Annotated in this window: 18 protein-coding genes and 1 riboswitch; of the genes, 9 read left to right on the plus strand and 9 right to left on the minus strand. The window is 33.6% G+C overall.

The features are described 5' to 3' along the window. Positions 1 to 52: 52 nt before the first annotated feature. The 3 genes from MHH96_RS01335 to MHH96_RS01345 form a co-directional block, all read right to left on the minus strand. A complete protein-coding gene (locus MHH96_RS01335; RefSeq protein WP_047943667.1) occupies positions 53 to 1,114 on the minus strand; it encodes a glycosyltransferase family 4 protein in 1,062 nt (353 codons plus the stop codon). Between the two features lie 308 nt (positions 1,115 to 1,422). Continuing rightward, complete coding sequence (gene tagH, locus MHH96_RS01340) at positions 1,423 to 2,232, minus strand: teichoic acids export ABC transporter ATP-binding subunit TagH (RefSeq protein ID WP_047943666.1); 810 nt, start codon at positions 2,230 to 2,232, stop codon at positions 1,423 to 1,425. A 13-nt stretch (positions 2,233 to 2,245) separates the two neighbouring features. Next, positions 2,246 to 3,076 carry an ABC transporter permease gene (locus MHH96_RS01345; RefSeq protein WP_047943665.1) on the minus strand — a complete coding sequence of 277 codons (831 nt, stop codon included), beginning with the start codon at positions 3,074 to 3,076 and terminating at the stop codon, positions 2,246 to 2,248. 643 nt (positions 3,077 to 3,719) lie between these two features. Between MHH96_RS01345 and tagU the strand changes: the two genes are divergently transcribed. From tagU to MHH96_RS01380, 7 genes are all read left to right on the plus strand, one after another. After that, complete coding sequence (gene tagU, locus MHH96_RS01350) at positions 3,720 to 4,649, plus strand: polyisoprenyl-teichoic acid--peptidoglycan teichoic acid transferase TagU (RefSeq protein ID WP_047943664.1); 930 nt, start codon at positions 3,720 to 3,722, stop codon at positions 4,647 to 4,649. Between the two features lie 198 nt (positions 4,650 to 4,847). Beyond that, positions 4,848 to 5,243 carry a glycerol-3-phosphate cytidylyltransferase gene (tagD, locus tag MHH96_RS01355; protein ID WP_047943663.1) on the plus strand — a complete coding sequence of 132 codons (396 nt, stop codon included), beginning with the start codon at positions 4,848 to 4,850 and terminating at the stop codon, positions 5,241 to 5,243. Between the two features lie 25 nt (positions 5,244 to 5,268). Further along, positions 5,269 to 6,408 (plus strand): CDP-glycerol glycerophosphotransferase family protein, encoded by a 1,140-nt coding sequence (locus MHH96_RS01360; protein ID WP_269083452.1) that lies wholly within the window; start codon positions 5,269 to 5,271, stop codon positions 6,406 to 6,408. Between the two features lie 272 nt (positions 6,409 to 6,680). Then, positions 6,681 to 7,397 carry an IspD/TarI family cytidylyltransferase gene (locus tag MHH96_RS01365; RefSeq protein ID WP_047943661.1) on the plus strand — a complete coding sequence of 239 codons (717 nt, stop codon included), beginning with the start codon at positions 6,681 to 6,683 and terminating at the stop codon, positions 7,395 to 7,397. Next, positions 7,390 to 8,415, plus strand: a complete 1,026-nt coding sequence (locus MHH96_RS01370) for a ribitol-5-phosphate dehydrogenase (RefSeq protein ID WP_047943660.1) — start codon at positions 7,390 to 7,392, stop codon at positions 8,413 to 8,415. Before MHH96_RS01365 ends, MHH96_RS01370 begins: the two co-directional genes overlap by 8 nt. 33 nt (positions 8,416 to 8,448) lie before the next feature. Beyond that, positions 8,449 to 9,624 carry a CDP-glycerol glycerophosphotransferase family protein gene (locus tag MHH96_RS01375; RefSeq protein WP_176473329.1) on the plus strand — a complete coding sequence of 392 codons (1,176 nt, stop codon included), beginning with the start codon at positions 8,449 to 8,451 and terminating at the stop codon, positions 9,622 to 9,624. A gap of 18 nt (positions 9,625 to 9,642) precedes the next feature. After that, entirely contained in the window at positions 9,643 to 11,535 is a 1,893-nt protein-coding gene (locus MHH96_RS01380) for a CDP-glycerol glycerophosphotransferase family protein (protein ID WP_082138395.1), read from the plus strand. Between the two features lie 332 nt (positions 11,536 to 11,867). Here the strand turns inward: MHH96_RS01380 and gloA2 are convergent, their stop codons facing one another. Together gloA2 and galE are read right to left on the minus strand one after the other, a co-directional pair. Beyond that, positions 11,868 to 12,257 (minus strand): SMU1112c/YaeR family gloxylase I-like metalloprotein, encoded by a 390-nt coding sequence (gene gloA2 / locus MHH96_RS01385; protein ID WP_047943659.1) that lies wholly within the window; start codon positions 12,255 to 12,257, stop codon positions 11,868 to 11,870. Between the two features lie 84 nt (positions 12,258 to 12,341). After that, a complete protein-coding gene (gene galE, locus MHH96_RS01390) occupies positions 12,342 to 13,304 on the minus strand; it encodes a UDP-glucose 4-epimerase GalE (RefSeq protein WP_047943684.1) in 963 nt (320 codons plus the stop codon). A gap of 372 nt (positions 13,305 to 13,676) precedes the next feature. Here galE and MHH96_RS01395 point away from each other — a divergent pair, with 372 nt between their 5' ends. Next, positions 13,677 to 17,291 (plus strand): alpha-amylase family glycosyl hydrolase, encoded by a 3,615-nt coding sequence (locus tag MHH96_RS01395; protein WP_341116460.1) that lies wholly within the window; start codon positions 13,677 to 13,679, stop codon positions 17,289 to 17,291. Positions 17,292 to 17,329: 38 nt separating this feature from the next. Here MHH96_RS01395 and MHH96_RS01400 read toward each other — a convergent pair whose 3' ends face one another. After that, positions 17,330 to 18,076: a WecB/TagA/CpsF family glycosyltransferase gene (locus MHH96_RS01400; protein WP_095258457.1), complete on the minus strand. Its 747-nt coding sequence runs from the start codon at positions 18,074 to 18,076 to the stop codon at positions 17,330 to 17,332. Positions 18,077 to 18,316: 240 nt separating this feature from the next. Further along, a riboswitch (cyclic di-GMP riboswitch) is annotated at positions 18,317 to 18,405 on the plus strand. 24 nt (positions 18,406 to 18,429) lie between these two features. Here MHH96_RS01400 and MHH96_RS01405 point away from each other — a divergent pair. Further along, positions 18,430 to 18,576 carry an anti-repressor SinI family protein gene (locus tag MHH96_RS01405; protein ID WP_095258455.1) on the plus strand — a complete coding sequence of 49 codons (147 nt, stop codon included), beginning with the start codon at positions 18,430 to 18,432 and terminating at the stop codon, positions 18,574 to 18,576. A gap of 235 nt (positions 18,577 to 18,811) precedes the next feature. On the opposite strand, the gene MHH96_RS01410 is transcribed toward MHH96_RS01405, so the two are convergent. The 3 genes from MHH96_RS01410 to MHH96_RS01420 form a co-directional block, all read right to left on the minus strand. Continuing rightward, positions 18,812 to 18,958, minus strand: a complete 147-nt coding sequence (locus tag MHH96_RS01410; protein ID WP_163186436.1) for a hypothetical protein — start codon at positions 18,956 to 18,958, stop codon at positions 18,812 to 18,814. Positions 18,959 to 18,972: 14 nt separating this feature from the next. Continuing rightward, complete coding sequence (locus MHH96_RS01415; RefSeq protein ID WP_047943656.1) at positions 18,973 to 19,314, minus strand: single-stranded DNA-binding protein; 342 nt, start codon at positions 19,312 to 19,314, stop codon at positions 18,973 to 18,975. A 266-nt stretch (positions 19,315 to 19,580) separates the two neighbouring features. Continuing rightward, a complete protein-coding gene (locus tag MHH96_RS01420; RefSeq protein ID WP_144544688.1) occupies positions 19,581 to 21,317 on the minus strand; it encodes a phospho-sugar mutase in 1,737 nt (578 codons plus the stop codon). Between the last annotated feature and the right edge of the window lie 75 nt (positions 21,318 to 21,392).

A 21,392-nucleotide genomic window follows, 5' to 3' on the forward strand; every position in this document is an offset into this window, starting at 1 on the left:
TTCTTTTCTTCTCCATTATAAAAAGACCTCTTATAATTAAGAGGCCTTTTTATTATCTATTCTTCTCAGTTGAATATCTTATGTCATTAATAAATTTTAAAATCGGCTTATAGTTTTTTCCTACTAATCCAATCTTTTCTACAATTAATTCAATTATTAATAAAACAGTGGCTATTAAGAGGATTGCTCCCCATACTTTTGCCATAGAGAAAATGACTGCAACTAGTCCAAAAAATGATGCCATTGCATATATTATTATAACGGTTTGTCTATGCGTAAAACCAATATTTAGTAAACAATGATGTAAATGAGACCTGTCCGGGGCCGTTAATGGCTGCTTATTAACTAATCGACGAATTATCGCAAAGAATGTATCCGAAATAGGAACTCCTAAAATAATAACCGGAATAATAAAGGAGATTAACGTTACATTTTTAAAACCTAGCAGAGACATTACACCAATGATATAACCGAGAAATAACGCACCCGTATCTCCGAGGAAAATCTTTGCAGGATAAAAGTTGAAAAATAAAAATCCAAGTGTACTTGCTAAAACGATGGAGGAAATTGCAATTACATACCCATTTCCCATGATCATTGCCATACCAGTGATAGTAAACAAGGCAATACAGGATACACCTGATGCTAGACCATCTAAACCATCAATTAAATTAATCGCATTCGTTACGCCGACAATCCAAAGAATCGTAATCGGTATATCCAAGAATCCAAATTCTAGCTGGCCACCGAATGGCAAGTTGATAAATTCAACTTGTACACCGCCCCATACAACGACTATTACTGCAGCGATTGCTTGAGCAGCAAGTTTAATCTTTGCTGAAAGGGTATAAATATCATCTAATATACCCGTTATTATAATAATTACACTACCAATCAATATTGGATAATGATAGGCCTTATCTGGGTTAATTACTAAAGCACCGATGACAAAACTAATATATATTGCTAAACCACCCATACGTGGCATGATCTTTTGATGTACTTTTCGTTTCTCTGGTTTATCCATTGCTCCAACTTTAAACGCAAGCTTCTTCACTAGTGGTGTCAGTAAGATAGAAGCAATAAAACATACCACAAGCATTATATAAATCATGGAGATCCTCCCTAATGCCTCTCATAACGTATATTTTTAGGCATCTGTCTATTCTTGCATATAATCGAAATTTATTATAACACAATACTATCTTGCTTGGTTTAATAAATTCCACTCTTATTTAACATTTATATTACATTTTTTTAATCCTAAATAAACATAACTTGATTATTATTATATATGACGTGGTCCACTTTAGGAAAGTTTCAACCTAAAGCATAATTTTTTCATCTCTGCCCTATTAAAAATAAAACCGCTCTAACAGATAGAACGGTTTTACAAGGTACTAATAGAGACAAGCTTTCTCCTTAGACCTTTCCTACAAATGCAGGATCACTTCTTTTTTTCAGCCCAGCTTCTTGAAATTCTTTTTTTTGTTTCGGAGTTAATTTTTTATACTCTGCTAAAAATTTCTCATATGCTGGCATTACTTCTTCAATACTGCCGATCATTTTCACTTCGCCATGCTCTAGCCAAACACCTTTTTCGCAGAATTGTTTCATCTGGCCGATTGAATGGCTAACAAAGAACATCGTTTTCCCGCGTTTTTTAAATTCATTCATTTTGTCCAAACATTTCTCCGCAAATGCTTTATCCCCTACTGACAATGCCTCATCAATAATTAATACATCTGGATCTGTATGAACAGAAATCGCAAAGCCAAGACGGGACTTCATCCCACTTGAATAAGATTTCACTGGCTGATCAATAAATTTCCCTAACTCTGAAAACTCGATAATTTCTGGCTCAAGCTCTTTAATTTGATCTTTTGTAAATCCAAGCATCAAACACTTTAGCTCTATATTCTCACGGCCTGTTAATTCGCCGTTCACACCAGCAGATACTGCAATCAGAGATGCCTGTCCATCAATTTCTACCTCACCAGAAGTTTGGGGAACAATCCCCGCAATAATATTAGATAATGTTGATTTGCCGGAACCATTGACACCTACAAAGCCAATAACATCCCCCTTCTCTGCTTCAAAACTAACATCTTTTAAAGCAAAAAAGGGTTCTCCGTAACTTTTCGGAAGAAATATATCTTTTAGTTTCTCCGAATTGTTTTTATATAATTTATATCTTTTTGTTAAATTTTTAACGATTACAGACTTTTCCATACGGGACCTCCTATTATAAAAAGTCAATAAAATGTCTTCTAAATTTCACATGCATATATGACCCTACAAATAATAGGAGGAGAACTAATCCCCAGAAATATATGGTGATTGTTGGATGGGCCATGATAAACCAGCCCTCTCCTAACAATGCATAACGATAGCCTTCTACTAAATAATAGATAGGGTTTAATAACATCACATAATCAATAATCTTTCCAAAGGAGGAATCATTAAATCTTCCTGCCGGCCACAAGATTGGCGTTATATACAAGAGCACACGCATTAAAGATTGCAGCAACATTTGAAAATCCCGCACAATAGTTGAGATAGTTGATGTGATTAGTGATAGTGCAAATAAAAATAAAATAGCTGCAAATAAAAAATAAGGTATTTGCAAGTAATAAATCGTAATAGGATATCCAATAAATTGGAATATTATCATTATAACTCCCATTATCAATAATTGGGGATATAATAACGACAATATTACATAGGATGGTATAGCGCTTAAAGGAAAATTCATTCTTGAGACCATTCGTAGTCTAGAATAAATGGACTTAGAGCCTTGTGTTATAGCCGGGTAGATGAAAAACCAGATTAAAATTCCAGACAGCATCCAGACAAAAAATGGTATTTTTCCATTTTCTCCTGGTACAGTTCCCCTTCCTTGTACAAATCCAAATACAAACCAATAGATTGCAATTTGAATGGCTGGGTTAATAAACTCCCAAAGAATCCCCAAATAATTATTTCTATTAGAACTTTTCAACTCATACGTGGACAGCCTTTTTATTAAATGAAAATTATCTATTTGTTCTTTAATTACTTTAAACATTGAATTCATATTGTTATACCCTTCTAAAGTTATCATCTATCTTTATAATCTTATTTATGTCAGAGTGTATTCCATTTATTTTATCTCTAACTTTCTTATACCTAATATATTTTTAAACTACCTCCTGTCTATTCCCTTTTAGTCTCTTTATAAATATATAGATTTTACAAAGATTTTTCAAATACTAAAATATCAACTAATTTTCGATATTCACTTCCTAGTTCTCTTCCTTACCTTCTATTTAATATGATTTACAAGTTTTTTCTATACTATTGCAACTTACATCTGATTAATAACGTCCTATATAAATAGATAGTAAAATCGAATGGAGATAATTCCGAAACTTTTATTGTCAAATATCCGAATGAAACGATGTGATTGAACAAATGCTATAAAAAGTTATTATACGATTTTTAATATAGGAGATGCTTATGTTCCTCGGAAATTCTATATTAAGCCAATCTGTTTTAAACTATTATTTCCCCTTACTAAAGCATCTACATTATTTAATCAGTTTTATCAGGGATTTACTAGGTGTAAAGAATTAATGTACTTTTCTTAATTTTTATAAAAAGATATCTATTATTTTTTTTTTCTGCTATTCTTTATATTAGTTTTATCATATTTTGTCAGGATATGGAGGATTTAATTAATGCGATCAGATAAGCCTATAAAGAAGAAACGAACTTGGCTTCGTGTAACTGGTATTGTATTACTGTTATTGATTATTGGAATTGGAGCTTATATATACACGGTATGGCATTCACTAAATAAAGCGGTGGATACGATGCATGAACCAGTTGACCGGGTTACATCTAAAAGGGATAGCTCATTAAGTCTTAAGAGTAAAGAACCGTTTTCTGTGTTAATGCTAGGTGTAGATGAACGTGATGGAGATTCTGGACGTTCTGATACAATTATCGTAATGACAGTTAATCCAGAAAAAAAATCTGTTAAGATGTTAAGTATCCCACGTGATACTCGGACAGAAATCGTTGGTCATGGTACGACAGATAAAATTAACCACGCCTACGCTTTTGGTGGAGTAGCAATGTCTATGGATACAGTTGAGAACTTTTTAGATATTCCTATCGATTACTATATGCAAATTAATATGGAAGGTTTTAAGGATATCGTTGATGCAGTAGGTGGGGTAACGGTTAATAATGATCTAGACTTTACGTATGAAGGAGTTCATTTCCCTAAAGGTCAAATATCATTAAATGGTAAAGATGCTTTAAAATTTTCTCGTATGCGATATGAAGATCCTAGAGGAGACTTCGGTCGTCAATTACGTCAACGTTTAATTATTCAAGCTGTTATTAAAGAAGGAGCTAGTCTCAACACATTAACAAATTTCGGTAATATTTTCGAAGCTCTTGGTCAAAACATTAAAACGAATATAAGCTTTGATGAAATGGTTGATATTCAAGCCAATTATAAGAGTGCAGCAAACGACATTGACCAGTTAACGATTTCTGGCACTGGACAAACTATTAATAAAGTTTGGTATTTAGTTGTTAATGATGAAGAAAAAACAAGAGTGCAAACAGAACTAAAAAATCACTTAAATGTTGATTAAATACAAAAGACAGAGCAGTCCACATTAGTCTAATCTAGACAAAGGTGGCTGCTTTTTTTATGCTATTTGTCGTGCTTCCTTGTACTTGTAAATAACAATCAAAAGATTTAAAATAAATTAATTGGATAAACTAAATTTCTATCATCTATCTTTTATAGCCTATCATTATAGGTTAATCACTCTATTCAGGAGGTTATAATGAAAAAAGTTCTTACTTATGGTACTTTTGACTTGTTGCATATAGGTCATATAAATATTTTAAAACGTGCAAAAGAATTAGGAGACCATTTAACAGTTGGTCTTTCTAGTGATGAATTTAATAAAATCAAAAATAAAGAAGCTTTTCATAGCTATGAAAATCGAAAAACTATTTTAGAATCTATCCGATATGTAGATGAAGTAATTGCTGAAAATGATTGGGATCAAAAAATTAGAGATGTTGTTGATCACAATATTGATATTTTTGTGATGGGAAATGATTGGGAAGGTAAATTCGACTTTTTGAAAGATTATTGTGAAGTTGTATATTTGCCAAGAACAGATGGCATTTCAACAACAAAAATAAAAACGGACTTAATTAATATAAATGGTTAGAGAACTATTTATTTATATGTACTTAATGCTATTTTCTTTTCTGTTCAAGGTAGCTAAGTTGTTTCCTCTGCAGAAGAAAATAGTTTTTTGTGTGTCCTTTGTTGAAAATAATTACTTTATATACAATGAACTAAAAAAGAATTCTCAAACATATCCTTGCATTTTTTTAACAGACCATAAAACCACTTCCTTTTTTAAAGACAAAGTTACAATTGGAGATACAGTTCTTCCCTTCTCCCCCAGACACTTTGGATCTTTTTTAAAAGGAATTTATCACCTGGCAACTTCTAGAGTAGTTGTGTTAGATAATTATTTTGGTTTTTTATCAGCAATTCAGTTTAAAAATGAAGTTAGAAAACTTCAAATTTGGCATGCTAATGGCGCCATTAAAACATTTGGTTGGAAAGATTATAGTGTCAAACACCGTAGTAATCGTGCAAAGAAAAGATTTAGTAAGGTATATAATCAGTTTGACTATATCCTTTCTGGTTCGAAAAAAATGTCTGCAATTTATCAACAAGCCTTTTCTGTTTCTGAAAAGAGAATGCTAGAGATTGGTATCCCTAGAACTGATATTTTTTTCGACCAACATTATATAAAAAAAGTTAAAGATACATTTTACACAAAGTATCCTACTTTTAGAGAAAAAAAAATTATTCTGTATGCACCAACTTTCAGAGATGACCAAGGAGAAACTTCTGATTTACCACTTAACTTTGCTTATTTTAAAGAAAAATTAAAATCTGACTATATTTTACTTATTAAACTGCACCCAAGTATAAAAAATGCAATGGACCTATCAAATTACGAAGGTTTTGTTTACGATCTCTCTTCCTATCCTACAATGAATGATTTATTATTCATTTCGGATATATTGATAACAGATTATTCTTCTATTCCTTTTGAATATTCATTTTTACAAAAACCAATGATTTTCTATCCTTATGACTTAGAAGAATATTCTCAAAATCGAGGATTTTGGGAACCGTATGACCAATTAGTACCAGGACCTATTGCGCATAATTCAGAAGAAATTGTCGACTACATTAGTCACTCGTCCTTTGATTATAAGAAGATTGAAAACTTCCATGAAGATTGGAATACTTATTCATTAGGGAATGCTAGCAAAAATGTGGCTAATCAGCTTCATAAATGGCTAAAATAATGAATAACATACACTTTCTTTGTGACTATTTTTCTTGCTTTATCGAATACAGAAACAAAAGAGATTTGTACTAATGGGATTTATCAGACTATTTAGTTATGATAGATGCCTTTTTTATAGGGCCGCTAATTGTGTTACGATTACTTTAAATCCTATGGTATTTGTTGAAATGACTCGAAAAGAAGTGTATATTTAGTTTGGTTTATGTAAATGAAAGATTAAATAAATATGAAGAGACAGTTGATAGATAATCATGTAAAGGAGACTTAATTATGATATACGCTGAAATCCTTGCTGGTGGAAAAGGAACACGAATGGGAAATGTTAGCATGCCAAAACAATTCCTTCCATTAAATGAAAAGCCAATTATTATTCATACTATTGAAAAGTTTTTATTAAATGACCAATTTGAAAAAGTTATTATTGCTTCACCCAAAGAATGGATCAATTATACAAATGATATTATCAATAAATATATTGATAATCGTGACCGTTTAGTTGTAATCGAAGGTGGAGAAGATAGAAATGGGACCATTATGAATGGAATAAAATATGTGGAAGATACATTTGGGTTATTTCATGACGATATAATCGTAACGCATGATTCTGTTCGTCCTTTTATTACCCATCGCATTATTGAAGAAAACATCCAATACGGTCTTGAATTTGGTGCTGTTGATACTGTAATATCTGCGATTGATACAATTGTCGAATCAGAGGATGGCGAGTCTATTTCTCATATCCCTGTTCGTGATCTTATGTATCAAGGTCAAACACCACAAACATTTAATATGAAAATGCTGAAAGATCACTATTACTCCCTTTCTACGGAGCAAAAGGCAATTCTTTCAGATGCTTGTAAAATCTGTGTCTTAAAGGGCGAGAAAGTGAAACTTGTAACAGGAGAAGTATTTAATATTAAAATCACAACACCATACGATTTAAAAGTAGCAAATGCTATTATTCAGGAGCGAATAAACCATGATTAATCAAGTTTATCGTCTTGTTTCCCCAAGACAATTTGAAGTAACATACCAAGACTTCTCCTTAAAATCAGAATTGATTGTCGTTCGGCCAACTCATTTGTCTATCTGTAATGCGGACCAACGCTATTATACTGGATCACGCGGTAAAGAGACAATGGCAAAAAAACTACCAATGGCTTTAATTCATGAAGGAATTGGTACAGTTGTATACGATCCAAAAGGTGAAATAGCAAATGGAACAAGAGTAGTAATGGTTCCTAACGATCCTACTGAAGAAGATCCTTACATTGCTGAAAACTATTTGCGTTCAAGTAGATTCCGCTCTAGTGGCTATGACGGATTTATGCAAGACTATGTCTTCTTAAAGAGAGATCGCTTAGTTGAAATTCCTGAAGATATGAACCCATTTGTAGCAGCTTTTACTGAACTTATCACAATTGCCATGCATTCCCTTACAAGATTTGAATCAAGATCTCATAAACGCCGAAATACATTTGGTGTTTGGGGAGATGGAAATCTTGGATTTATTATGTCATTAATCTTAAAGAAGAAATATCCTGAGAGCAAAGTAATTTCCTTTGGAAAAACGCAGTATAAATTAGACCGTTTCTCCTTTGTAGATGAAGCGTACTTAATTGATGATATTCCAGAATCAGTAAAAATAGACCACGCATTCGAATGTGTAGGTGGTTTAGGCAGCCAATATGCTATAAACCAGAGCATTGATTTAATTGTGCCAGAAGGTTCTATTTCGATTCTAGGGGTGTCAGAGTATCCTGTTGAAGTAAATACAAGAATGGTTCTGGAAAAAGGTATTACCTTGATTGGCAGCAGCCGGAGTGGACGTGCTGATTTCCAAAATACCGTTAATTTTTATAAAGAGTATCCAGATATCGTAGATTACTTTTCTACCTTAATTGGAGAAGTCCAAACAGTTACATCTATTCAGTCCATTATTGAGGCATTTGAAAAAGACTTAACTTCTTCTTGGGGAAAAACGATTATGGAATGGAAGATATAAATCTTACCAAAAGATAAGAAAGGTAGATTGTTTTTGAAGAGTATAAAATTACTACCTACTGTTTTAGCAAAAATTGGTTTCCAATTTGTTTATTTACTTTTTTGTTTCTTCTTTAAAGTAAATCCCAAAAAAATTACCTTTGCATCTTCACGTTCAAACGAACTAAATGGTAACTTAGAATATATTTATTCAGAATTTAAAAGTAGAGATAATAATCTTATTTTAGTAAAATCATTCTTTAAAATTAAGAATGATTTTACTGGTAAGATACACTACTTATTTCATATGATTAAAGAGTGCTATCATATTGCAACTTCAAGATATTTTATTATCGATGATTATCATTATTTGATTTACTTAATTAAACCAAGAAAAAAAACAGAAATTATTCAACTTTGGCATGCTTGTGGAGCATTTAAAAAGTTTGGTATGAGCATAGTAGGAAAGCCAAATGGCCCAAGTAGGGAATATATAAAGACTGTTAAAATTCATTCAAATTACTCTAGACTATATGTCAGTTCGTCTGAGGTTATTCCTTATTATGCAGAAGCTTTTGATATGGAAGAGTCAAAAATATTCCCCCTAGGTGTTCCCAGAACTGATTATTTTTTTGAAAATCATCAGAAGGAAAAAGTGATAGAGAAATTACTACAAAAAATAGGATCATTCCAAGATAAACAAATAATTCTTTATGCCCCTACATTTCGCGGGAAAAGTTATCAACAGGACGTATTTGTTAGCCCTATTAATTTTAATTTATTAAAAGAGCAACTAAAAAAAGAATCAATCATTTTGATTCATTTACATCCTTATATGTCTTCTGCTTTCCATTTAGAGGACGATTTAAAAGATTTTGTTTACCATATCAAACATGACTTTACTATTGAAGAGTTATTATTAATTACAGATGTTCTTATAACAGATTATTCCTCTATTATATTTGACTATAGCTTATTAAATAAACCTGCGGCATTTTATGCTCATGATTTAAATGAATACATGCAAGAACGAGATTTTTATTATGAATACGAATCATTAGTACCTGGGCCTATTTTCTCTCACACAGAGAAACTTGTAGATTGGTTAAATAATGGGCAGTTCAATCAAGAGAAAATGGATTTATTTAAAAATAAATTTTTTGATTATACAGACGGAAACACTTCTAGTAGAATCGTTTCACATTTGCTTAGTTCATTGAATGATTTATGAAGTTAAGGAGACATAAATATGTTAAGAAAGATTATTCGAAAGTTAAGAAGAAGAACCTCTTCTAATTCATCCGGACCGGTAGTCCGTGATGATCTGGAATTTAGCATTGATAAGCCTGTTCAAATAACAGAGGATCGTATTATTATCCAAAAAGAGAAAATAAGTGAATCCCTTCCTGTTCTGAACGAAATAGCTGGAAAAATAGAAGAATATATTCCTCGCCGTAAAATAACGCAATTGAACTGGAATGGACCTATTTTGGAAATCGAGGGATATTTTTATTTAGAAAAAGTTCCTATGATGAATGAAGACCTCGTGAAAAAACGTTTAGTTTTATTAAGCACTAGTGGTTTAAAGGTATCTATCCCCTTACAAGATGTGCTTGTTAAGGATATCAAAACAACGGATTCTATTGATAGTAAGTATAGCTGGGCAGGTTTTCGCTCAAAGGTTAACTTTGCTACTATTACTTCCCATAATAGGCCGCTTCCTGAGGAGGAATATCGCTTATTCTTGGAGCTTGACGTCCATGTACTTGGCGATAAAGTATATAAAAAATCATTCCCTTTAGGAAATATTGAGCATTTTCTAGATAATGGTTTTCATTCAGCTAAAATGGAGTATTTCACCGCAAGAAAAGAAATGAAGTTCAACCTTTTAGCTACATATGATTTACCGTTAAAGACATTAAAAATTACGTCATCTAAATTGAAGGACTTAGATCCAACCTTAATGGGATTAGATGCAGACTTAAAACAGCGCGGTATCATTTATCGCATTGTCTACAAATGGTGTTTTTCTCTAACTTACAAAATATGCAAAACGCTATTACCATTGCAAACAAGAAAGATTATTTTTGCATCTGACAGCCGTAGTGAAATGAGCGGAAACTTCCAATTTGTCTATGATGAATTACTTAGAAGAAATTTAAATTATGACTATCATCTCCTTTTAAAAAAGGGAGTAGACGAAAAGAAAAATTATCGAGAAATCTTTAGCTTAGCTTATCATTTAGCTACTGCTAAATTTATTATTCTTGATGACTTTTATCCAATGATCTACCCACTAAAAATTAGAAAAAATGCTGAATTGATTCAATTATGGCATGCAGTTGGAGCATTTAAAACATTTGGCTTTAGCCGCTTAGGCCGTCCAGGAGGACCGTCACCAAAATCGAAAAACCATCGCAACTATACAAAAGCTATTGTTAGCTCTCATAACGTTGCAAAGCATTATGCTGAAGGGTTTGGTATTGACTTAGATAAAGTAATTCCAACAGGTATTCCAAGAACAGATGTTTTCTTTAATAAAGAATATCAGGAAGAAGTACGAAATAACTTATATGAAGAGTATCCATTCTTAAAAGGTAAGAAAGTAATTACATTTGCACCTACTTTCCGAGGAAATGGCCAGCAGTCTGCCCATTATCCAATGGAGGTATTAAATTTAGAAAAGCTATATAACGAATTGAAGGACGAGTATGTATTCCTTTTTAAAATTCATCCATTTGTAAAAAATGAATTTAGCATTCCTTACCAATTCAGTGATTTCTTCTATGATTTTTCTTCCTACCGAGAAATCAATGATTTACTATTTATTACTGATATCTTAATTACAGATTATTCATCTGTATGTTTCGAATATGCTCTATTAAATAAACCAATGATTTTCTTTGCATATGATGTGGAGGAATATGTCCGTACACGTGACTTCTATTATGACTATCATTCCTTCATTCCTGGTCCGCTTGCAAAAACGACAGAGAAAATGATCGACATTATTAAAAAGGAAGATTTTAAAATGGAGAAAATTGAGCCCTTTGTTCATTACTTCTTTGATGATTTAGACGGAAAAGCAACAGAGCGTGTTGTTGACCAGCTTATTATCAATAATTTTAATGAGTTATTATAATTAGATATCGAATGTTTAATGGAACAAAGTTGTTTTTTAATTAGCTACAAAAACTAAAAATTTAAAGAAAGTCGTCTTAATAAGCTTCTCTTATTAAGACGACTTTTTCTTTCTGCCGACATTTCTCGGGAAATACTTGTCAGCATTTGTTGATAATTTAGTGTTTTCAATAAATACAAACGCGGTATATATACTATAAGAAAATGAGTGGAAAGGATGATAAATATGAAAATAAAAGCTGGTAGCTGGAGATTACTAAGTTCTCAAGATAAGCAATTTATTTTACAAACTGTTTGTACCCTTTCTCAATATAAGGGAAAAGCTCATTCTAATTAAGCCTCATACACTTCAATTGGTAACCCATCAGGATCAGCAAAAAAAGTAAACTTTTTGTTCGTAAATGGATCGATCCGAATATCTTCAACTGTAATATTATTCGATTGTAAATATTGTACAGTTTCTTCTATGTTATTTACTTCAAAGGCAATATGACGTAAGCCGGCAGCCTCAGGATAACTTGGTCTTTCTCTTGGTTTAGGAAAGGAAAATAGTTCGATTTGATAGATATTGTTTACTAAAAGGTCTAGCTTATAAGAGTCCCTTTCTTCTCTGTATACTTCATTTATTAGCTTAAATCCTAAAAGCTCCACATAAAAATGTTTTGATACTTCGTAATTGCTGCAAATAATCGCTATATGATGAATCTTATTTACATTAAACATTTTATTACTCCTTTTCATTTAAAAATAAGCATCGTCATGTTAGAAAAAGCGAAGAAATTGTCTGGATTCCTTCGCCTCTATGTATTATTTATTGTGCCATTTCCATGCACTCTCAATAATTGTCTCTAAGCCTCTTTCTGTTTTCCAGCCTAATTCGCTGGATATTTTCTCCGAGGAAGCAACTAATCTTGCAGGGTCCCCTGCTCTTCTATCACCTAGAATTACATTTGCCTTTGTGCCAGTAACCTTTTCACACATATCAATTACTTGTTTGACAGAATAGCCTACTCCGTTACCTACATTATAGGTTTCTGCTTCCTTTTTTCCATTTAATAGAGCGTCTAATGCAGCTATATGAGCATTAGCTAAATCTGTCACATGGATGTAATCACGAATGCAAGTCCCATCCTCGGTTGGATAATCTGTACCAAAGACAGAAATGGACTCTCTCTCTCCTAATAATTGTTGAAGAATAATAGGAATTAAGTGTGTTTCTGGGTCATGACTTTCCCCGATTTCACCAGATACATGAGCACCAGCAGCATTGAAATAGCGTAAAACCACATAATGAAGACCATATGCGGTATGAAAATCAGCTAAAATTTGTTCTACCATTAATTTTGATCTTCCATACGGATTAATAGGTGCTGTTTCTGATGTTTCTACAATGATTTCTTCTTTTGGAATTCCATATGTAGCTGCAGTTGAAGAGAAAATAAAGTTTTTCACCTTATATTTCAACATGACATTTAATAACGTTAATGTATTGGCTACATTATTCTCATAATATTTATATGGGTCTTGAACAGACTCCCCGACTAGACTATATGCTGCAAAATGCATAACAGCTTTAATTGGATATTTAGAAAAAATCGCTTCTAAATCGTCTACATTCCCTAGATCCCCTTTTACAAAAATAGCACGCGAATCTACTGCTTCCTCGTGACCTGTAGCAAGATTATCTAATACAATCACTTCTTCTTTTTCTACTAATTCTTTAACCAAATGACTACCAATATAGCCAGCTCCACCTACTACTAATATCATAGATAAATCTCCTTTTAGTAACATTTTATCCTCTCTCCTATTTTATCACATTTTTTGTAAAAATTTTTTACAGTAAGATTTTAATCGCAAATTGGCACTAAAAAAGAAATATCCTATTGTCAAATAGACAAAAGCATAGTATCTTTAAATAGACTCAAATACAGAAAACGCTTTCAACTTTTCTCATCTATCATTTTAACAACAACATTTTATTTTGCTATTTTGCGCAAACGTTTTCACTGATGCCCCATCATGAACTCACTTTCTTAATAAATCACCTTTATCCCATTAGGGCAATCGTTTTCTTTGAAGTACATAGGTAGTAACAGAAGTCTTTCTGTTCTCATAAAAAAATGGAAAGGAGAATGTTTTTTGAAAACAAAAAATCATCCTTATCTCGTACTATGTTTAATTTTTCTTCTGATTTTCAGCAGCTTTGGAGGCTATCTTCCAAGTAAAAAGGCAAAAGCAGATAATTTACCAGATTCTCCTATCGTCAATGCTGATAAGTCTGTGCAATTCTCCTATGATAATGCATCGGCACAGGACGTGAAAGTGGCAGGAAGCTTTACTGACTGGCAAAATGGAGCATTAAGCATGAAAAAGGACAAAGACAATCGCTGGTCCCTTTCTATTTCAAATCTAGCAGCTGGCGTCTATCAATATAAGTTTATTGTTGATAATGAATGGATAACAGATCCAGCAAATGAGATTATGGAAGATGGCAATAGTCGCTTTGTTGTTCCCGGCTTAAACCTTGATTCTATACCGGTGAAGGTTGAAAAAAATAAATCATACCCATTAGAAGCGATCCTAGTTAATAAAGATGGCAGTACACAAAAAGAAACAGAGCTTACGTGGTCACTTAAAGAGAAAGTAGAAGGGATTAACATTGTTGATGGCCAACTAACAATACAGGACAATGCAAAAGCTAATGAATCCTTTATCCTGCTTGCTGATAAGGATGGTGAAAAGGTAGAAAAGAAAATTGATATTGTTGGCAATATGTATTCGTACACTATTAACTATTATCGTCTAGATGAAGACTATACGAAATGGGATTTATGGATTTTTAACAGTGGGGTTCCTGATAATGGCTTTCCATTTACAGAGAAAGTGACAAATGATTATATGTTTACAAGTGGGAACTATTCTTTTCCAGAAAATGAAATAACGATTATTCCTCGCAAAGGAAATTGGGAAGCGCAAGATATACAGAACTCTATTAAAATAGCGGATGGCAAACAAGCTGCTGAAGCATGGATAATTGAAGGGGTAGAAACTGTTTTCTATACAAAAGATGATGCTATTAACGCAATAAAAGATTTAAAAGGAGGGGATTATGTAAGGCGCCATATTCAGTTTATGTATGATCGTCCTGATTTGGATTATAAAGACTGGAATATATGGGTATGGGGGACTGGTGTGAAAGATGACCAAATCGATTTTGATCAAAACCTTCACGGGATGGCGACTGCAACAATTAATGTAAGTGAAGCAGCCCAAAGCGTTGGATTTATTTTACGAAAAGGCGAAAATTGGGATACAGCTGTTAAAGAAGGAAATGGAGATCGCTACATATCTCTAAATACATCGGATTTAATCACAAAGGTTTATGTTACAAGTGGGCAAGAGGAGCTATATATTGTGCCTGAAGTTACTGGACCCGTTTTAGAAAACGGAAATGCTACCTTCTACTATAGAGACAAAGATTTATATGCAAAGAATGAAATGGATAAACTAGAAAAGGTAGAACTTCAATTTAATGGAAAACGTTATAATATGACGAATGAAGCAAAAAATGAGCGTTTTTCCTATACAATTGAAAATATCCCAGAAGGAAAGCATCCCTATTCTTTCTTTGTAACAATCGATGGGATCGAAACAGAAGTAACTGATCCCTATAATACGGAAAATGGCACATCCATGCTTGTTTATGAAAAAGCAGATTTTAACTTGCTTACGGATATCACTCCAAAAGAAGCGACTTATAACGACAATGCCGTCCTTTCCGTTGATTGGCAAACAAACAAAAATACAGCTATCCGTGAAGTGTATGCTGATTTAAGCGCTATTGGCGGAAAAGGAAAAGTAGCAATTGATCCACAATTAAAGGAACTTACCATCGCTATTGACCAAAATACAACTACAGGAACGAAAGAAATTCCGGTATATATTACTGATCAGTATGGCAACATTCATACCGAGCAAGCAAAAATCACAGTTAAAGCAAGACAATCAGTGGGAAAAGATGATTTTGACTGGGATGAAGCAAGGATTTACTTTATGCTAACAGACCGATTCTTTGATGGAGATTCATTGAACAATGATCCATCTGGCATTGGCTATGATACAAGTAAACCTGGAACCTATCATGGTGGAGACTTTAAAGGAATTACAAAAAAGCTAGATTATCTCGAAAATCTAGGCATCAATACAATATGGATTAATCCTATAGTAGAAAATATTAAGTATGATGTTCGCTATGAAAATCCAGATACTCCTTATTATGCGTACCATGGATATTGGGCTAGTAATTTTGAAAAATTGAATCCTCATTTTGGAACAATGGAGGATTTCCATGAACTAATTGATGCAGCCCATGAGCGTGGAATAAAAATTATGGTGGACGTTGTCGTAAATCATGCGGGCTATGGGTTAAAAGCAAGTGATGCCGTAAAGGATGGAAAAATCGCTAACTTCCCTACTGCTGATGATAGAAATCGTTTTGCTGGAATGTTCCGTGATGGAGGCACAGATACTGTACAAGGCGAGCTATCAGGACTGCCTGATTTCTTAACGGAAAATCCAGATGTAAGGAACCAAATTGTAGATTGGCAAACTAGCTGGATTGAAAAATCAAAGACAGCGAAAGGAAATACCATTGATTACTTCCGCGTGGATACCGTAAAACACGTTGAGAATACAACGTGGTCAAGCTTTAAAAATGAATTAACAAAAATTTTACCAACCTTTAAATTAATTGGAGAAGCATGGGGAGCTCAAGTGAATGATGACCAAGGCTATTTAAATAGCGGTATTATGGACTCCTTATTAGACTTTGACTTTAAGAATTTAGCACGTGACTTTGCAAATGGTGATATAGAACGTGTCCAAAGAGCTTTAGAAGATAGAAACAATAAGCTTTCAAACACAGGTACATTAGGACAATTTCTAGGTAGCCATGATGAAGACGGCTTTTTAGAGTCTGTAGATGGTGATATTGGAAAGCTTAAGCTTGCAGCCGCATTGCAAATCACCTCTAAAGGTCAACCTGTCATTTACTATGGAGAAGAGCTTGGTCTGTCAGGAGCAAATAATTATCCATACTATGATAACCGCTATGACATGGATTGGAATCTAACGGAAAACAATGAGGTTCTGGAGCACTATACAAAACTATTAAATGTTAGAAAAGAATACTCCAGCATATTTTCTAAAGGGACTCGTGCTCACATAGCAGGTAGTGATGCGGAAGGTTATTCTGTATTTAAACGAGAATACTCAAATCAACAAGTTTTTGTTGCCTTAAATACGAAGGAAACAGCGACAGAAGCTGCCTTTGAAGTTCCATTTATGAAGGAAGCAGTAGATTTATATTCTGGTAAAACATATTCTGTTAGTGAAAATAAAATTACGATAACTATTCCTTCTAGAGAAGACGGCGGAACTGTTTTATTAGTAGATGCGGAGCAAGCAGAGCCACCTCAACCAGAGGTACCTTCTACTCCTGGAGAAACGGATTCAGAAACACCTCCAACATCTAATGATAACGGAGTGAAAACGCCTGAATCAGATGGTTCCAAAAATCAAGGTTCTCATCAAGCAGCAGAAACCCCCAGCATTCCAAACAAAGGAAATGGAAAAGCTCTTCCTAATACTGCAACTGACTCCTATAACCATATTTTAATCGGTTTAGGTCTGCTAGTAATTGGAATTGGAACGGTAATATTTATTCGAAGAAAGAAACACACAGCAGATAAATAAGAAAATACCAGATAAGGGTTTCTCCTTATCTGGTATTTTCAGCTTGTTTTTCTTTGCTTATAAATAGAATAGAAAAAGGAGACATGCCCAACGACATTGCGTTTCCATAATCTTCTGGGTTCTTTTCCCATTCGATATAACCACTCAAGACGGAGATCGCGAAAGATTTTAGGAGCTCTTGTCACTTCACCGGAAGAAAAATCAATAAAAGCACCTACTGCCATCGTAATCGTACACTTTAGCTTTGAACGATATTCATTAATCCATTGTTCCTGTAACGGCATCCCAAATCCTACTAAAAGGATATCTGCTTTACTCTCATTAATCTGACTAATTATATTTTCCGTATTCTCTTTCGGGAAATAACCATCCTGGTTCCCTACAAATAAAATATTCTGATATGTTTGCTGCAGCCGCTCTTGAGCCTTTTGTGCGACACCAGGTTTAGCTCCCAAAAGAAACACTCGAAATGATTGGTTATGCTTCTCTTCATTTAATGACTCAAATAAAGCCGGAATAAAATCTGTCCCATTTAAATTTTCCTTAAAAGAGAAGCCAAAAAGCTTAGCACCCATTTCAATACCAATTCCGTCATTTAACAATAAATCAGCATTATTCAGCATATCACGATATTCTGCATCCTTTTGCGCAATATTATATCCATGATCATTTAGAAAAAAAACATCCGTTGCTTTTCTTTTGTCTAGTTTTTCCTTTATATACGTAATAGCTTCTTTTGAGCTTATAACATTTACTTTTAAATTTCCTAGCCATTTCTTATCCATTTTGTATCCCCTAATGAGAAATTTTTTAAAAAAGCCCTTTTCTATTATATAAAAATTGTCTACTAGAAACAATTCATGCTAGTAATACCTCTCTCATTCTATACTGTACAATTTACAATATTTACTATTTTTCCTTTTTTAAGAAATATTTACTATGCCGATGTTGGAATATGTCGAAAGTTTTCATATGAAAATGTTTTTAACTTTTGCATAATAGTGATAAAATTTTACTGTACAATTAACAGATAAAGGCAAACCATCTGAAAGGGTGGGACGCAAAGCTTCAGGTCTAAGGTAGATTTTTTTACTATGATGGCTGGGCCACCTTATATTCTATAAGGAGGTTAATTATCATGATTAATTTGTTTCCCACCGAAATTCAAACTGAAAGAAATTTAGACAGTGAATGGTTATCGCTTATCTCGGAGGCAAAAAAGCAGGGCTTAACGCAAGAAGAAGTCCGTGCAGTGTTAACAATACTAGAAAATAGCAACGAATAAATTTTTAGAATATTTTAAAATATGATAGCGTTTCAACCTTAATAGCGAATCTATTAAGGTATTTTTTCTCTTTTATGTCACCCGCAAAAAAAAAAGTGTCACATTGGACACTAAATAATGGGGAATAAAAGCGAAGTGTGTATTGATTTTTTCTAATAAAGGATGGATGTTTCAAAGAAAGAGCTTTGAAACGGAAAGATAATTTTGGCGTGAGTAAGTGTATAGAGTGAAAGCCTTAAGATGTTGGGGAAGTACGAGAGATAGTTTCCATCTGAATAATATGTTCTAGCTGTTTTATTCTTACATTACATTGTTCTAATTTTTCATTAGTCTTGGCCTGCATTTTAATTAATGTAACCATTAAATCTGGTACATTATTCACCTTGTTTTCCTCCTTTAAGGAATGGTTTGTTCTAGTTTTCTAGGATCCAAGAAACGTACGGATTCGGCAATAACTTCTGTTACATAGACCTTTTTCCGATCCTGATTTTCATAGTTTCTTGTTTGTATTCGGCCAACGACTCCAACCAGAGAGCCTTTATGACAATACTGGGCTGTATTTTCCGCTACCTTATTCCAAAAGGTACATTGCACAAAATCAGCATCGTAATCACCAGCTTGATTCTTGTAGTTTCTATTTATTGCAACAGTCACATGAACAATGGAAGTTCCTTCTTGCGTTACTCGCAGTTCTGGATCTTTCGTTAGCCTTCCTACTAAAGTAACTTGATTGATCATCTTCTCCCCCCCTTCTCTCTTAAATTAGTAAAATCATACTATAAATTAGAGCAAAGGCAAAATGTCGAAAATTCAAGTTTTGAGCGTATATCTATAAAGAAAACGAAGATTTCGCCTAAGCGATTTTTAAACTTCGGAGCAGAAATAGCGTTCAAATTTTAAGTTTTGCCTTTTTTATTTTATTAATAAAAAAACTCCTTCAGGAATGTCTAGAAAAGGAATATCACTTCGCTTTTCCCAAACAATCTTGAAGGAGTTTTGGTAGATTATTTATTATATCCGTCGATTACTGCATTCACTTGCTCCATTACGCCTAGCTTCAGTGCTTCTAGCTTACTTGTGCTGTCTTCTAAAGAAGAACTATTTACACTAAAGTAGAATTTCGCCTTTGGCTCTGTTCCAGATGGACGCAGACAGAACCATGAACCATCTTCTAAATAATATTTAATTACATTAGACTTTGGTAGATCAATCAATGTTTCTGTTAGACCTTCTGAACGTTTACTTGTTAAATAGTCTTCCACTGCTACAACATTTAAGCCCTTAACTTCTTTGATTGGAGCTTTACGGAAAGTATCCATAATATATGCAATTTGCTCTGCTCCATCTTTTCCTTTTAATGTTAATGATTCTAAACCTTCTTGATAGAAGCCATACTTTTTAAAGATTTCTAGTAAACCTTCATATAGCGTTAAACCTTTTGCTTTATAATAAGCAGCAACCTCTGCAGCAAAAATGGCAGATTGAACAGCATCTTTATCGCGCACGAAATCACCGATTAAATAGCCATAGCTCTCTTCATAACCGAAAAGGAACGTATGCTCATGTGTGTGTTCAAACTCTTTAATTTTCTCTCCGATAAACTTAAATCCTGTCAAAGTATCAATAGTTGGAATGCCATAAGATTCTGCAATCACACGGCCAATTTCAGAGGTAACGATTGTTTTAATGACAACACCGTTTTCTGGAAGTGTTCCCTTTGCCCTTTTCTCAGACAATAAGTATTCAAGCATTAATGCACCTAATTGATTTCCTGTAAGAACTGTGTATTCGCCACTTGCATCCTTCACTGCAACCCCTAGTCTATCTGCATCTGGATCTGTGGCAAGGAGAACGTCGGCATTGATTTCTTTGCCGTAACGAATCGCAATTTCAAAAGCAGCATGCTCTTCTGGATTTGGTGATTTTACGGTAGAAAAGTTAGCATCAGGTAATTCTTGTTCCTTCACAACTGTTACATTTTCAAATCCAAACGCTTCTAAACCAGCACGGACTGGCTTGTTTCCAGTACCATGTAATGGAGTATAAACAATTTTTAAATCTTTTGCTTCTGGCAAACGATTTAATTGGATTGTTTTTAGTTGTTCTACATAGGCAGCATCTACTTCTGCACCAATATATGTTAATAATCCTTTTTCTAATAACTCTTTTTCATCTAACACTTCTATTGTAAGCTCATCTTCTACTTCATTTACATATTTAATAATGATATCCGCAGCCTCAGGAGGAAGTTGTCCACCGTCTTCTCCGTATGCTTTAAAGCCATTATACTCAGGAGGGTTGTGACTAGCGGTAATCACTACTCCAGCAAATGTATTTAAATAGCGTACAGCAAAAGATAATGCTGGTGTAGGACGAAGCTCTTCAAACACATAGGATTTAACTCCAAGCTTACCTACTACTTTCGCAACTTCTAGGGCAAATTCTGGAGATTGATGACGAGAATCATACGCTACAGCTACCCCGCGCTTCATCGCTTCTTCTCCTTGCTCTACTATGTACTTCCCTAATCCTTCTGCTGCTTTACGAACAGTATAAATATTCATGCGATTAATACCAGGTCCTAGTTCTCCACGCATACCGCCTGTACCAAATTCTAAATGTTTGTAAAAACTGTCCTCCAGCAACTTATCAGATGTTTGTAATTCTGTTAGTTGCGCTTTTAAGTTCGCTTCTAGTCCTGCAAAACTTGTCCACTTTTCTACGATTTCTTTATAAGCCATTGTCGCTGTTCTCCCACCTTTAAATTAATTAACCATATATCTTAACATTACCTAAAATATGTATATAAGTAAAGA

The organism is Niallia sp. FSL K6-0212 (assembly GCF_038007605.1).
GTDB lineage: Bacteria > Bacillota > Bacilli > Bacillales > Cytobacillaceae > Niallia > Niallia circulans.

What these genes read in the sequence shown, in the direction of transcription:
- MHH96_RS01415 (WP_047943656.1), bottom strand. Translation starts at nt 19,314, where the DNA reads ATGATCAATCAAGTTACTTTAGTAGGAAGGCTAACGAAAGATCCAGAA.
- tagD (WP_047943663.1), top strand. Translation starts at nt 4,848, where the DNA reads ATGAAAAAAGTTCTTACTTATGGTACTTTTGACTTGTTGCATATAGGT.
- MHH96_RS01345 (WP_047943665.1), bottom strand. Translation starts at nt 3,076, where the DNA reads ATGAATTCAATGTTTAAAGTAATTAAAGAACAAATAGATAATTTTCAT.
- MHH96_RS01400 (WP_095258457.1), bottom strand. Translation starts at nt 18,076, where the DNA reads ATGGATAAGAAATGGCTAGGAAATTTAAAAGTAAATGTTATAAGCTCA.
- MHH96_RS01380 (WP_082138395.1), top strand. Translation starts at nt 9,643, where the DNA reads ATGTTAAGAAAGATTATTCGAAAGTTAAGAAGAAGAACCTCTTCTAAT.
- MHH96_RS01360 (WP_269083452.1), top strand. Translation starts at nt 5,269, where the DNA reads ATGCTATTTTCTTTTCTGTTCAAGGTAGCTAAGTTGTTTCCTCTGCAG.
- MHH96_RS01420 (WP_144544688.1), bottom strand. Translation starts at nt 21,317, where the DNA reads ATGGCTTATAAAGAAATCGTAGAAAAGTGGACAAGTTTTGCAGGACTA.
- gloA2 (WP_047943659.1), bottom strand. Translation starts at nt 12,257, where the DNA reads ATGTTTAATGTAAATAAGATTCATCATATAGCGATTATTTGCAGCAAT.
- MHH96_RS01370 (WP_047943660.1), top strand. Translation starts at nt 7,390, where the DNA reads ATGATTAATCAAGTTTATCGTCTTGTTTCCCCAAGACAATTTGAAGTA.
- galE (WP_047943684.1), bottom strand. Translation starts at nt 13,304, where the DNA reads ATGATATTAGTAGTAGGTGGAGCTGGCTATATTGGTAGTCATTTGGTT.
- MHH96_RS01405 (WP_095258455.1), top strand. Translation starts at nt 18,430, where the DNA reads ATGATTAATTTGTTTCCCACCGAAATTCAAACTGAAAGAAATTTAGAC.
- tagH (WP_047943666.1), bottom strand. Translation starts at nt 2,232, where the DNA reads ATGGAAAAGTCTGTAATCGTTAAAAATTTAACAAAAAGATATAAATTA.
- MHH96_RS01335 (WP_047943667.1), bottom strand. Translation starts at nt 1,114, where the DNA reads ATGATTTATATAATGCTTGTGGTATGTTTTATTGCTTCTATCTTACTG.
- MHH96_RS01365 (WP_047943661.1), top strand. Translation starts at nt 6,681, where the DNA reads ATGATATACGCTGAAATCCTTGCTGGTGGAAAAGGAACACGAATGGGA.
- tagU (WP_047943664.1), top strand. Translation starts at nt 3,720, where the DNA reads ATGCGATCAGATAAGCCTATAAAGAAGAAACGAACTTGGCTTCGTGTA.